This is a genomic window from Nonomuraea sp. NPDC050383, from assembly GCF_044459125.1.
In the GTDB taxonomy this organism is placed as follows: Bacteria; Actinomycetota; Actinomycetes; order Streptosporangiales; family Streptosporangiaceae; genus Nonomuraea.
In genome coordinates, this window is the sequence record NZ_JBITIP010000014.1 from 197,743 (window position 1) to 210,072 (window position 12,330).

Here is a 12,330-nt window from a genome sequence, read left to right on the forward strand (position 1 = left end):
CCCTCAGGTCAGGCGGTCACGGGCGGATGATCGCCATGCGGGTGACCGTGAGCTCCTCGATGGCGAAGCGGGGGCCCTCCCGGCCGGCGCCCGAGTCCTTGACGCCCCCGTACGGCATGTTGTCCGCGCGGAATCCCGGCACGTCGTTCACCACCACTCCCCCGGCCTCGACGCGGTCGATGGCGGCGAACGCGGTGGACAGCGAGCGGGTGAAGACCGCGGCGTGCAGGCCGTAGCGGGAGGCGTTGACGGCGGCGAAGGCGGCGTCCAGGTCCGGCACCGAGCGGACGCACACGACGGGGCCGAAGATCTCCTCGTCCCACACGGCGGCCCCGTCCGGGACGTCCACCAGGACCGTCGGCGCGATGGCCCGGCCGTCGGCGATGCCCCCCGTGACGAGCGTGCCGCCCGACTCCCTCACCCGGCCGAGCACCCTCTCGGTCGCGGCCGGGTCGATCAGCGGCGCGACCCGCGTCTCCGGCGAGCGCGGGTCCCCGGTGACGACGTCCTTCATCCGCGCCGCCAGCAGCGCCAGGAACGGCTCCCGTACGGGCTCCTCCACCAGCACCCGCTGCACCGAGATGCACGCCTGGCCGGAGGCGTAGTAGCCGCCCCGCACGACCGCGTCCGCCGCGGCCTCCAGGTCGGCGTCGGCGGCCACCACGAGCGCGGCGTTCGAGCCGAGCTCCAGCAGGACCTTGGTGGGCGCGGCGGCCCGCGCGATGGCGTGGCCGGCGGCGGCCGAGCCGGTGAACGACACCGCCCCGATCCGCCGGTCCTCCACCAGGGCCCGCCCCACCTCGACGTCCCCGGTCACGAGCTGGACCCCGGCCGGAGGCAGCGCGCCCGCCGACCGCAGCAGGTGCACGAGCCAGAGCGTGGCCAGCGGCGTCGCGGGGGCCGGCTTGACGATCACCGGGCAGCCCGCGGCCACCGCCGGGGCGATCTTGTGGGCGGCGAGCAGGAGCGGGTAGTTGAAGCCGGTGATCCCGACCACCACGCCGATCGGCCGCCGCGTCCAGAACCCGATCAGCCCCTCCCCCGACGGCAGCAGGTCGAGGGGCACGGTCTCGCCGTGCAGCCGGGCCACCTCCTCGGCCGCCGTGGCGAGTGTGACGAGCGTGCGCGCCACCTCCACCCGGCAGTCCACGAGCGGCTTTCCGGTCTCCAGCACGAGCAGCCGCTCGACGTCCTCCCGGCGCGCGGCGAGGGCGTCGTGCGCGCCCATGAGGGCGGCGCGGCGGGCGTGCGAGGGCAGCGCGGCCATGGCCGGCGCCGCGGCGAGCGCCTCCTCGACGGCCCGGCGGGCCAGCTCCGGTGTGCCGACCGGCGCGCTCGCCACCACCGAGCCGTCGTACGGGAAGACGACGTCACGGGAGAGCCCGGTCTCCACCCAACCGTCGCCCACCGGCAGCCCGGCCGGCCATCCATCTTCGGCGATCATCACGCCACGCCCCCTCTGGCGCTGGGAAACACGTCGAGATACGCGGGCGCGCCCGCACGCCCGGTCGCGGCCAGGACGGCGTGCGCCACGGCCCGGCTGAACACGTCGGCCCCGGCGGCCAGCACGTCCTGCAGCCCGTACGGGTCCGGCGCGGGCTCGCCGCAGGTGGCCAGCCCGAAGATCGTGTCGCCGTCGACCATGGTGTGCGCGGGCCTGATCGCCCTGGCCAGCCCGTCGTGGGCGACACCCGCGAGCTTGCCGCACTGCGCCTTGGTGAGGGTGAGGTCGGTGGCGACGACGCCGATCGTGGTGTTGAACGAGGTGACGGCGGCGGGCCGCCAGGCGGCGGACTCCTCGGGCGACGGCTCGCGCAGCGGCCCGAACTCGCCCGGCAGGCCGTACCGGGTGCCGGACAGCAGCGCGCGGCCCGGGTCGAGGACCGACCCGGCGGCGTTGACCACGGCCAGCGCGGCCACGGTCACGCCGGAGGGCAGCACGGCGCTGGCGGTGCCGACGCCGCCGGCCAGCCCGCCCGCCACCGCTCCGGCGCCCGCGCCGACCGACCCGCTGCGCGCCTCGGCGGCCGAGGCGGCGTCCACGGCGGCGGCGCCCAGCGCGCCGTCCGGCACGGCGCGGAACCGGCCGCCGCGCCCCAGGTCGTAGATGACGGCGGCGGGCACGATGGGCACCACGCCGCCCTCGACGGGGAAGCCGATCCCCGCGTCGGCCAGCCGCTCCATGACGCCGCACGCGGCGCTCAGCCCGTACGCGCTGCCGCCGGCGAGGGTGATCGCGTGGACGCGCTCGACGAGGTTGCGCGGGTCGAGCAGCTCGGTCTCCCGGGTGCCCGGCGCGGCGCCGCGCACGTCCACCCCCGCGACCATGCCGCCGGGGGGCGCGAGCACGACGGTGGTGCCGGTGCGGTAGCCGCCGCCGACCCGCTCCGCGTGGCCGACACGCAGGCCCGGCACGTCGACCAGCGCGTTGGTGCGCCCGGCCTTCACGCCCGCCTCCCGGGCCCGGAGGACCGGGCCCCGGTGAGGAAGCGGCGGGCCGCCTCGGCGAAGACGCGGGTGCATTGCACGATCTCGTCCACCTCGACGTACTCGTCGGCCTGGTGGGCGATCCACTTGCCGCCCGGCCCGTACACGACGGACGGCACGCCGCCCCAGTGCGTCAGGACGGTGCCGTCGGTCGAGCCGGGCACGCCCCCGTAGACGGGTTCCTCGCCGGTGACGGCCCGGTGCGCGCCGGCCAGCGCCGCGACCACGGGGTCGTCCACGGGCACCTCCACCGGCGGCCGGTCCACGAGGACCGACACCTCCGCCGCGATCCCGTCGTGGGAGGCCAGCTCCCGCACCCGGGCGGCGACGTCCGCGTGCGCGAGCCCGGGGACGGTCCGCACGTCCACGAAGACCGACGCGACCGCCGGGATGACGTTGACCTGCTCCTCGGTGCCCGCCCGCACCACGGTCGGCGTCACGTACACCTCGCCCAGATGCTCGTGGGCGGGATGCGCCGCCTGGAGCTCCTTCTCCAGGGAACGCAGCCCCACGAGCAGCGCGCCCACGGCCTGGATGGGGTTGCGGCCGTGCTGGGGCATCGCGCCGTGCGCCATCTTGCCGGTGAGGTCCACGCGGAGCCGCAGCGCGCCCTTGGCGACCGCGCAGATCTCGCCCGCCTCCGGCTCGGCCACGATCGCGCCGTCGACGTCGGCGGCCAGGCCCTCGGCGACGAAGTGGTGGGCGCCGATCATCAGGCCCTCCTCGTCGGCCAGCGCGCACACCTTGATCCGGCCCGGGAACGGCCCGGCGAGCTGGAGCGCCCGCGTGGCGTAGAGGGCGGCGGCCAGGCCCGACTTCATGTCGGCGCTGCCCCGCCCCCACAGCTTCCCGTCGCGGATCTCGCCGCCGAACGGGTCCACCGTCCAGCTCGACAGGTCGCCCTCGGTCACCACGTCGGTGTGCCCCTCGAACATGAGGGTCGGCCCGTCACCGCCGCCGCCCTCGACGACGGCCACCACGTTGGGCCGGCCGGGCTCGACCTCGTAGACGCGCGGCTCCCAGCCCCACTCCCGCATCCGCGCCTCGACCAGCTCGGCGGCCGGCCGCTCGCAGCGCCCGCGGGCCGGATCGTTGGTGCTGGGGATCCGCACCAGCGCCTGGGTGAACTCCACGACTCCGCGGGCGTCTACGTCGATCACAGCAGTCCCTCCAGGGTCGGTACGGCCGCCAGCAGCGCGCGCGTGTACGGGTGCTCCGGCGCGGCCCACACGTCGTCCACCGGGCCGCTCTCCACGATCAACCCGTCGTGGACGACCGCGACGGTCTCGCACAGGTGCCGGACCACCGCCAGGTCGTGCGAGACGAAGACGAGGGTGAGGCCCAGCTCGTCGGCCAGGTCGGCCAGCAGGTTGAGGATCTGGCCGCGTACCGACACGTCGAGGGCGCTGACCGGCTCGTCGGCGACGAGCACCTCCGGCCGGGGCGCGAGGGCGCGGGCGATCGCGATGCGCTGCCGCTGGCCGCCGGAGAACTGGTGCGGGTAGCGGCCGGCCGCCGAGGCGGGCAGGCCCACCGCGTCGAGCAGCTCGGCGACGCGGTTCCCGACGGGCTCCCCGAGCGCGACCAGCGGCTCGGCGACGAGGTCGCGCACCCGCATGCGCGGGTCGAGGGAGCTCATCGGGTCCTGGAAGACGATCTGGAGGCTGCGCCGCAGGAACCGCAGCGACCGCTCGGGACGGCCGGTCACCTCCCGGCCGCCGAAGGTGACGGAGCCGCTCGTGGGCCGGTCGAGCGCGCAGAGGAGGCGCAGCAGCGTGGACTTGCCGGAGCCGGACTCGCCGACGATCCCGAACCGCTCGCCGCGGTGGACGGTCAGCGACACGCCCTTCAGCGCGTGCACGGCCTCGCCGGGGCGGGTGAGCGAGCCGCGGGGGCGGCGGTAGACGCGGGTGAGGTCGCGCACCTCGATCAGCGGCTCGCCCCGGGAGCCGCCCGCGCGGTCCCGGCCGCGCGCCGCGGCCGCCGTGTCTGCCGCGGCCGTAGCGTCGGTCGCGGCCGTCGTGGCGGTCACCGGGTCAGTCCCGGGGGTGCCGGCATGCGAAGGCATGGCCGTCTCCTGTCAGCTCCGGAACGGTCGCGCAGTCGTCGGAGGCGTGGGCGCACCGGTCGCGGAAGACGCACCCCTCCGGGAAGGTCCCGGCCGCCGGCACGGTGCCCGGGATGGTGGCCAGGCGGGTGCCGCGCGGCGGGAGCCGGGAGGCCGCCAGCAGGCCCTCGGTGTAGCGGTGGCGGGGCCGGGCGAACACCTCGCGCAGGGGGCCGCTCTCCACGACCCGCCCGCCGTACATGACGAGCACCCGCTCGCAGACCGAGGCGACGACGGCGAGGTCGTGGGTGATGAACAGCAGCGCGGGCGCGACCTCGGCGATGAGCTCCAGCATCTGCCGCTGCACGGTCACGTCGAGCGCGGTGGTCGGCTCGTCGCAGATGAGCAGCTCGGGCTCGTTGGCCAGGGCGATGGCGAGCATGACGCGCTGGCGCTGGCCGCCGGAGAGCTGGTGCGGGTAGGAGCGGGCGATCCGCTCCGGGTCGGGCAGGCGGACCCGGCCGAGCAGCTCGACCGCGCGCTCGCGGGCGCCGCGCGCCGGGGCGCCGTGCAGGGTCATGACCTCGGCGACCTGCGCGCCGACCCGCATGAGCGGGTTGAGCGCCGTCATGGGCTCCTGGAAGACCATGGACACCGTACGGCCGCGCAGATCCTTCAGCCGCCGCTCGGGCACGCCCACCAGGTCGCGCTCGCGCAGCCGGGCGGTGCCGGACGCGGTCACGCCGTCGGGCAGCAGCCCCATGAGCGCCAGCGCGGTCAGCGACTTGCCGGAGCCGGACTCGCCGATGAGGCCGACGCGCTCGCCCGGCCCGATGCCGAACGACACCTCCCGCACCAGCTCGATGTCCTCGGCCCGCACACTCAATCCCTCAACCGTCAGCACGGATGCTCCTCAGCTTCGGGTCGAGGTGGTCGCGCAGGCCGTCGCCGAGCAGGTTGAAGCCGAGCACGGCCAGCGCGATGGCCAGGCCGGGCCACAGGGCCAGGCGCGGGGTGGAGAACAGCAGCTCCTGCGACTCCTGGAGCATGCGCCCCCACGACGGCGTGGGCGGCCGGGTGCCGAAGCCGAGGAACGACAGCGCCGCCTCGGCCAGGATCGCGATGGCGAACGACACCGACGCCTGCACGATGAGCACCGAGCCGATGTTCGGCAGCACGTGCCGCGCGGCGATGGCGGGGCCACGGCGGCCGGCGGCGCGCGCGGCCAGGATGTAGTCGGTCACCATGACCTGCATCGTCGCCGCCCTGGCCACGCGGGCGAACGCGGGCACGGTGGCCACCCCGATCGCGATCATCGCGGTCAGCGTGCCCGCCCCGTACACCGCGCCCAGCATGACGGCCAGCAACAGCGCGGGAAAGGCGAACACCAGGTCGTTCACCCGCATGATGAGCTCCGACAGCCAGCCCCGGGAGCGGGGCGCCATGCCGGCGGCCACGCCCAGCGGCGTGCCCAGGACGGCGGCGATGCCGACGGCCACCACTCCCACGTACAGGGTGGTGCGGGCGCCGACCATGAGCTGGCTGAGCGTGTCGCGGCCGAACTTGTCGGCGCCGAGCAGGTGACCGCCGCCGGGCTCGCGCAGCTTGGCGGCCGCGTCGACGAGGGTCGGGTCGTGCGGCGTCCACACGAACGAGACGAGCGCGGCCGCCACGACGATCCCGACCAGCGTGCCGCCCGTCACCAGCCCCAGGTTGAGCCGTCCCCTCATCGGGCGCCCCGCAGGCGGGGGTCGAGGGCGGCGTAGCAGACGTCCACCACGAAGTTGATCAGCAGGACGGCGGCGACCAGCACCATCACCACGCCCTGGACGAGCAGCAGATCGCGCCCGGCCACGCCGTTCAGCAGCAGGTCACCGAGCCCCGGCACGACGAACACCCGCTCGACCACGACGGCGCCGACGAGCAGGGTCGCGAGCTGGAGGCCGAGCACGGTGACCACGGGGATGGAGGCGTTGCGCAGCCCGTGCCGCCACAGGGCGCCCATCCGGCCCCTGCCCTTGGCCCGGGCCGTGCGCAGATAGTCCTCGCGCATCACGTCGAGCACGGCGCTGCGCACGTACCTGGTCAGGACGGCGCCCTGGACCAGGCCGAGCGACAGCCACGGCAGCAGCAGGCCGCGCAGCCACCCGGCCGGGTCGTCGGCGATCGGCACGTAGCCGCCGGACGGCAGCACCTGCGCCTTCACCGCGAAGACGAACACGAGCAGGATGCCCGCCAGGAACGCGGGGACGGCGATGCCGATCTGGCTCACCGCGCTGACGGCCGCGCCGAGCGGGTCACGGTGGTGGACGGCGGCGAACGTGCCGGCCGGTACGGCGACGAGCAGCGCGATGACCATGCCGCCGATGACCAGCACCGCGGTCACGCCGAGCCGGTCGGCGATCTGCGGCCCGATCGGGGAGCTGGTCACGTACGAGGTGCCGAAGTCGCCCTGGGCCAGCCCGCCGAACCAGTCGAGGAACTGGGTGACCGGCGGCCGGTCGGTGCCGAACCGGGCCCGCAGCTCGGCGACCGCCTGGGGCGTGGCGTTGACGCCGAGCGCGACCTCGGCCGGGTCGCCGGGCAGCACGGCCATGAACGCGAAGACCGCCACGCCGGCGGCGGCGACGCTCGCGAGGAGCACCGCCAGCCGCTTCGACAGGTAGACGATCACTGCTTGGCGAGCCCGGTGAAGTCGAACGACTCGGCGATGGCGTTCTGGGGCAGGCCGGTGACGCCCTTCTTGGCCACGATCAGGTTGGGGAAGAGGAAGAGCCAGTCGGCGGCGGCGTCGTCGGACAGGAGCTTGGCGGCCTGCTTGAGGTCGTCGGTCTGCTGCTGCTCGCTGCCCTCGTCGGCGGAGGCGAGCAGCTTGCCGAACTCCGGATTGTCGTACCGGAAGTAGTACGACTTGTCGGCGAATATGCCCATGTCGCGGGGTTCGACGTGGTTGATGATGGACAGGTCGTAGTCGCCTTGCTTGAACACCACGTCCAGCCACCGGGCCGGGAACTCCAGCGGCTCGATGTCGGCCGTGATGCCCACCTGGGCGAGCTGCGACTTGACCACCTGGGCGGAGGCCACGGCGTAGGGCAGGTTGGGGATGCGCATCTTGACCGTGTACGTCTTGCCGCCGAGCAGCTCCTTGGCCTTGGCCGCGTCGTACGGGTAGTCGCCGGCGCGGTCCTCGTACCAGGGGTCGGTGGGCGGGACCATGGAGCCGATGAGCTTGCCGCGTCCGGCCCAGGCCGTGTCGAGCAGCGCCTTGTGGTCGATGGCGTACCGGACGGCCTGGCGCACCTTCTTGTCGTCGAACGGCGGGCGGCCGTTGTTCATCGACAGCACCACCTCGCCGTTGGTGGTGCCCTCGACCGTGACGAACCGGTTGGGGTCGGCGAACTGCTGGAGCGACTCGGGGGCCTGGACGCTGGAGATGACGTCGATGCCGCCCGTCAGCAGCGCGTTGTTCATGGCCGTCGCGTCCTTGAAGTACTTGAGGGTGACGGCGCTCATCGCCGGCTTGGTGCCCCAGTACTTCGGGTTGGCGTCGAGCCTGATGGAGTCGCCGCGCTTCCACGAGCCGAGCTGGTAGGGGCCGGTGCCGACGGGCTTGTTGGCCAGGTCGGCGACGCCGGTGCGGCTGAACATGGCGCCGAGCCGGGTCGCCAGCGCGTAGAGGAAGCCGTTGCTGGGGCGCTTGAGCGTGACGACAGCCGTCGTGTCGTCCTTCTTGTCCACCTTGTCGATGACGTCGAGCTGCGACTTGATCTTCAGCTTCCAGTCCGTCCGCACGCGGCCGAGGGAGAAGACCACGTCGTCGGCCGTGAACGGGGCGCCGTTGGTGAAGGTGACGTTCTTGCGCAGCGTGAAGGTGTAGGTCTTCCGGTCCGGCGAGACTTCCATCTTCTCGGCGAGCAGCGGCTGGATCCGGCCGTCCTGGTCGAGCTTGACCAGGCCCTCGTAGACGTTGACGAGCAGGGCCTGCGGGATGGCGGCGCCCTCGGTGGAGGTGAAGTCGAGGTTGGCCGGCTCGGCCGTGAACCCGACCGCCAGCGTCTGCTTCGCGGCCGTTCCCCCGGAGCCTCCGCCGGAGCCGCCGCCACAGGCCGCCGTGCCCAGCAGGAGCCCGCCCAGGGCCATCCAGATGCCGATGCGCCTCATGTCCAAGCCTCCTGGCTGTGCCCTGGCTAGTGCACTGGTCGGACCAGTAGGCTACGCACATTGCCAGCCGACGACGGCTCAGGTCAAGGGGGCGCAATGAGTGGTCCACGCTTCGAGCCGGTACGCACCGTACGCGCGTACGAGCGGATCGTGGAGCAGGTCGAGCAGGCCATCGAGAGCGGCGCTCTCCGCCCCGGTCAGCGGCTGCCCAGCGAGCGCGACCTCATGGGCCAGTTCTCGGTGAGCCGGTCCACGGTGCGCGAGGCGCTGCGCGTGCTCCAGTCGCGCGGCCTGGTGCGCTCGCGGCCGGGAGACCCGCACGGGGCCGAGGTGCTGCCGTTCAGCCCCGACGCGCTGCAGAGGTCCATGGCCACGCTGGCCCGGGTCGAGGGCCTGTCGCTCGGGGAGCTGGTGCAGTTCCGGATGCTGCTCGACGGGTCGGCCAACCTGCTGGCGGCCCGGCTGCGCACCGACGAGCAGCTCGCCGAGATGGAGGCGGCCATCGACCGGATGCGCGCCACCCTCCGGGAGGGCGCCGCGGACGGGCATGACGCGTTCAGCGCCGCCGACGTGGCCTTCCACGACGCGGTGGCGCGGGCCAGCGGCAACAAGCTCATCCAGATCTGCGTCGAGGTGGTGCGCTCGATCGTCGTCGGCCTGGTGGCCGACCGGCTCGCCGCCGAGCCCGACCGGGAGGCGCTGATGCGGCGCAGCATCCGCCACCACGAGGAGGTGCTGGCCGCGGTCCGCGCCGGCGACGGCCCGCTGGCGGCCCGGCTGGCGCGGCAGACGATGTACGACTACTACGCGGACCACGTCCCGGCGGCCGAGCGCTCCCCCCTGCGGGCCCTGCTGGAGTAGCGTTCCGGATGGACCGCGACATGTCCGGCCACCTTGGGATATGGACGCGCTATCTCCCGTTAACGGGTGTATGTTGCAGCCGTGGCGCGCGAGGATTCGGACGGGCTCGCCGAGGCGTTCCTGCGCGAGCCCCGTCGCTACACCAGCCACCAGGTCGCCGAGATGGCCGGGGTGCCGGTCTACCGCGCGCGCCGGTTCTGGCGGGCGCTCGGGTTCCCGAACGTCCGCGACGACGCCGTGGAGTTCACCGACTCCGACGTGGAGGCGCTGAGGACCCTGGTCGGCATGGTCAGCGCCGGCGTCTACGACGAGGAGCACGTGCTGCTCATAGCCCGCTCGCTCGGGCGGGCCACCACGCGCCTGGCCGAGTCGCAGGCGCAGCTCGGCGCCGAAGAGCTGGACCAGGCGGGCGTCCCGCTGGCCGAGCGGTCCCGCGCCTGGCGCCGCCGGGCCGACCGGGTCGTGCCCCCGCTCGCGCGGCTGCTCGTCTACTCGTGGCAGCGGCAGCTCGCCGCAGCGGCCGGCCGCATGGTCGACCAGGACCACACCGCGGTACGGCTGGCGGTCGGCTTCGCCGACCTGGTCGGGTTCACCCGGCTGAGCCGGCAGATCACCGAGCGGGAGCTGGCCACGCTGGTCGACAGCTTCGAGGGCCGCTCCGCCGACGTGGTGACCTCCTCCGGCGGCCGGATCGTCAAGACGCTGGGCGACTCCGTGCTGTTCGTCGCCGGCAAGGCCCACGAGGCGGCCGAGATCGGGCTGCGGCTGCTGGAGACGCACGCCAGGGTCCGGGGCATGCCGGAGCTGCGCGTGGGGCTGGCCGCGGGGTCGGTGATCTGGCGGATGGGCGACGTGTTCGGCACGACGGTCAACCTGGCCAGCCGGCTCACGGCGCTGGCCCGTCCCGGCACCATCCTGGCCGACCCGGAGATGGCCGAGGAGCTGGAGGGCGACCGCGCCTTCGAGCTGCGCCCGGTCAACCGGCTGTCGGTGCGCGGCCTGGGCGAGCTGGCGCCGTTCACGATCCTGCGCGCCGGCCGCGCCGGCTGATCCGACCCGTTCCCTGTTGAGGCCGGGCAACCCGGCGGGCGCGTCGATGCGTCACTAGCCGCAGTGGCCCTCAGCGGGAGGGCCGGACGAGACGCGTGCGGGCGCGCCGCGCCGGCAGGAGGCATTTAGGTGGCGGATCGGGCGATATATCAGGAATTCGTGCTGGCGCGGTCGGACCGGCTGTTACGCACGGCGTACCTGCTGACCCGCGACTGGGCCCTGGCCGAGGACCTGCTGCAGGAGTCGCTGGCCAAGGCCTGGTTCGCCTGGCCCGGCGTGGAGGAGCCGGAGGCGTACGTGCGCCGCGTGCTCGTGACGACGTACACGTCGTGGTGGCGGCGCAAGTGGCGGCGGGAGCTGCCGAGCGACGACCTGCCGGACGTCCCCGTGGACGGCGGCGCCGGCCGCGACCGCGAGGAGCTGTGGCGGGCCGTCGGCCGCCTCCCCGCCCGGATGCGCGCGGTGATCGTGCTGCGCTTCTACGAGGACCTGCCCGTGGCCGAGGTGGCCCGGCTGCTGGGCTGCGCGCCCGGCACGGTCAAGAGCCAGACCGCCAAGGCGCTGGCCAAGCTGCGGGTGGACGAGTCGATCATGGAGGAGACCCACCGATGACCGTACGCGAGCTGCGCGACGTGCTGCGCGAGCACGGCGACGCCACTCCCCCGTCCAACCCGGTCCGCCACGAGCAGGTACGGGCCCGCATCTCGAGGATCCGGCTGCGCCGGCGGCTCGCCGCGGCCGGGACCACCGTGGCGGCGGTCGCCGCGCTGGGCCTGGTGCTGCTGCCCGGCGGGGTCACGGGGGGAGGCCCCGACACGACCACCACGGCCCACCCGCTGGTCGCGCCCGCCGCCCCGGCCGGGCTGCCGGAGAGCTTCACCGCGCCGGACGGCACCGTCTACCGGCGCCTGGCCGCGACCTCGATCGGCAGGACGGGCAGCAGGAAGACCACGATCACCGTCCCCGTCACGGGCAGGCCCCTGGATGTGGCGGGACTCTGCGCCGGCCGGACCGGGATCAGCGCCGGTCCCCGGATCACGGTCGACGGACGGCCCTCGGGGGGCGGGGGCGGCCTGTTCTGCACGGGCCAGAGGAACCTGGTGCCGCTCACCGTGCCCGCGGGTGCCGGGAGCCGGATCACGGTCACCTTCGACACGACCACGCACGGCTCCGGATGCGTGCGGGCCGGCGCGAAGGACCCCTGCGTCCCGGTCAAGGAGGAGCGCGTGTCCTGGTCCCTCGCCGTGTACGAGTGGACGCCGCCGCAGACGCCGGCCGAGCCGCGGCCGCCCAGGGCCTTCCCGCGCGAGATGCAGGGGTGGACGCTGATGGACACCCGCTCCGGCCGCTGGCCCGGAGCCGGCACCGCGACCTTCCGGATCCGCGGCGACGGCCACACGTACGGCATCGACCAGGCCTGCACCGGTGACCTCGCCCCGCGGCTCTGGTTCGGCCACGCGGTGGACGGCCGGGACTCCGGCAGCAGCAGCCCGTGCCCCCTGTGGGAGAAGGGCCCCTTCCCCATGGCCATGAAGATGCTCAACGTGCCGAAGGGCAGGACGGTGACCGTCACCGTGAAGCTCACCATGCGGTCACCGGCGGCCGGCCGCCCGGTCCGCTGGTCGGTGGGGCTCTTCCGGCGGTAGGCGTGAGGTGGAGGGCGCGTGAGCACGAAAACCCCGGGTGGTTGTTGGCAACTGCTTCGCTTGCGCGCCCCCACGGCC

The 12,330-nt window shown here is 74.3% G+C and carries 12 protein-coding genes; 4 read left to right on the forward strand and 8 right to left on the reverse strand.

What is annotated here, in order from left to right:
• Positions 1-16: 16 nt before the first annotated feature.
• From ACIBG4_RS30700 to ACIBG4_RS30735, 8 genes are read right to left on the reverse strand one after another with little or no spacing between them, the layout of a single operon-like run.
• Entirely contained in the window at positions 17-1,444 is a 1,428-nt protein-coding gene (locus ACIBG4_RS30700; protein ID WP_397204769.1) for an aldehyde dehydrogenase family protein, read from the reverse strand.
• Positions 1,444-2,448, reverse strand: coding sequence for a P1 family peptidase (locus ACIBG4_RS30705; RefSeq protein ID WP_397204770.1), 1,005 nt, complete (start codon positions 2,446-2,448; stop codon positions 1,444-1,446). The genes ACIBG4_RS30700 and ACIBG4_RS30705 overlap by 1 nt, the downstream gene beginning before the upstream one ends.
• Positions 2,445-3,647 (reverse strand): M20 family metallopeptidase, encoded by a 1,203-nt coding sequence (locus ACIBG4_RS30710; RefSeq protein WP_397204771.1) that lies wholly within the window; start codon positions 3,645-3,647, stop codon positions 2,445-2,447. Before ACIBG4_RS30710 ends, ACIBG4_RS30705 begins: the two co-directional genes overlap by 4 nt.
• The gene (locus ACIBG4_RS30715) at positions 3,644-4,555 is read right to left on the reverse strand and encodes an ATP-binding cassette domain-containing protein (RefSeq protein ID WP_397204772.1); all 912 of its coding nucleotides are present in this window, start codon (positions 4,553-4,555) and stop codon (positions 3,644-3,646) included. Before ACIBG4_RS30715 ends, ACIBG4_RS30710 begins: the two co-directional genes overlap by 4 nt.
• Positions 4,524-5,438: an ABC transporter ATP-binding protein gene (locus ACIBG4_RS30720; RefSeq protein ID WP_397204773.1), complete on the reverse strand. Its 915-nt coding sequence runs from the start codon at positions 5,436-5,438 to the stop codon at positions 4,524-4,526. Before ACIBG4_RS30720 ends, ACIBG4_RS30715 begins: the two co-directional genes overlap by 32 nt.
• A complete protein-coding gene (locus ACIBG4_RS30725; protein WP_355451405.1) occupies positions 5,425-6,264 on the reverse strand; it encodes an ABC transporter permease in 840 nt (279 codons plus the stop codon). Before ACIBG4_RS30725 ends, ACIBG4_RS30720 begins: the two co-directional genes overlap by 14 nt.
• The gene (locus ACIBG4_RS30730; RefSeq protein WP_397204774.1) at positions 6,261-7,208 is read right to left on the reverse strand and encodes an ABC transporter permease; all 948 of its coding nucleotides are present in this window, start codon (positions 7,206-7,208) and stop codon (positions 6,261-6,263) included. The genes ACIBG4_RS30725 and ACIBG4_RS30730 overlap by 4 nt, the downstream gene beginning before the upstream one ends.
• Complete coding sequence (locus ACIBG4_RS30735) at positions 7,205-8,695, reverse strand: ABC transporter substrate-binding protein (RefSeq protein ID WP_397204775.1); 1,491 nt, start codon at positions 8,693-8,695, stop codon at positions 7,205-7,207. The genes ACIBG4_RS30730 and ACIBG4_RS30735 overlap by 4 nt, the downstream gene beginning before the upstream one ends.
• Before the next feature lie 96 nt (positions 8,696-8,791).
• Between ACIBG4_RS30735 and ACIBG4_RS30740 the strand changes: the two genes are divergently transcribed.
• From ACIBG4_RS30740 to ACIBG4_RS30755, 4 genes are all read left to right on the forward strand, one after another.
• Positions 8,792-9,556 (forward strand): FadR/GntR family transcriptional regulator, encoded by a 765-nt coding sequence (locus ACIBG4_RS30740; RefSeq protein WP_397204776.1) that lies wholly within the window; start codon positions 8,792-8,794, stop codon positions 9,554-9,556.
• An 81-nt stretch (positions 9,557-9,637) separates the two neighbouring features.
• Positions 9,638-10,606 (forward strand): adenylate/guanylate cyclase domain-containing protein, encoded by a 969-nt coding sequence (locus tag ACIBG4_RS30745; protein WP_310710192.1) that lies wholly within the window; start codon positions 9,638-9,640, stop codon positions 10,604-10,606.
• Positions 10,607-10,735: 129 nt separating this feature from the next.
• Positions 10,736-11,218 (forward strand): SigE family RNA polymerase sigma factor, encoded by a 483-nt coding sequence (locus ACIBG4_RS30750; RefSeq protein ID WP_355451418.1) that lies wholly within the window; start codon positions 10,736-10,738, stop codon positions 11,216-11,218.
• Positions 11,215-12,252: a hypothetical protein gene (locus ACIBG4_RS30755; RefSeq protein WP_397204777.1), complete on the forward strand. Its 1,038-nt coding sequence runs from the start codon at positions 11,215-11,217 to the stop codon at positions 12,250-12,252. Before ACIBG4_RS30750 ends, ACIBG4_RS30755 begins: the two co-directional genes overlap by 4 nt.
• The last annotated feature ends 78 nt before the right edge of the window (positions 12,253-12,330 follow it).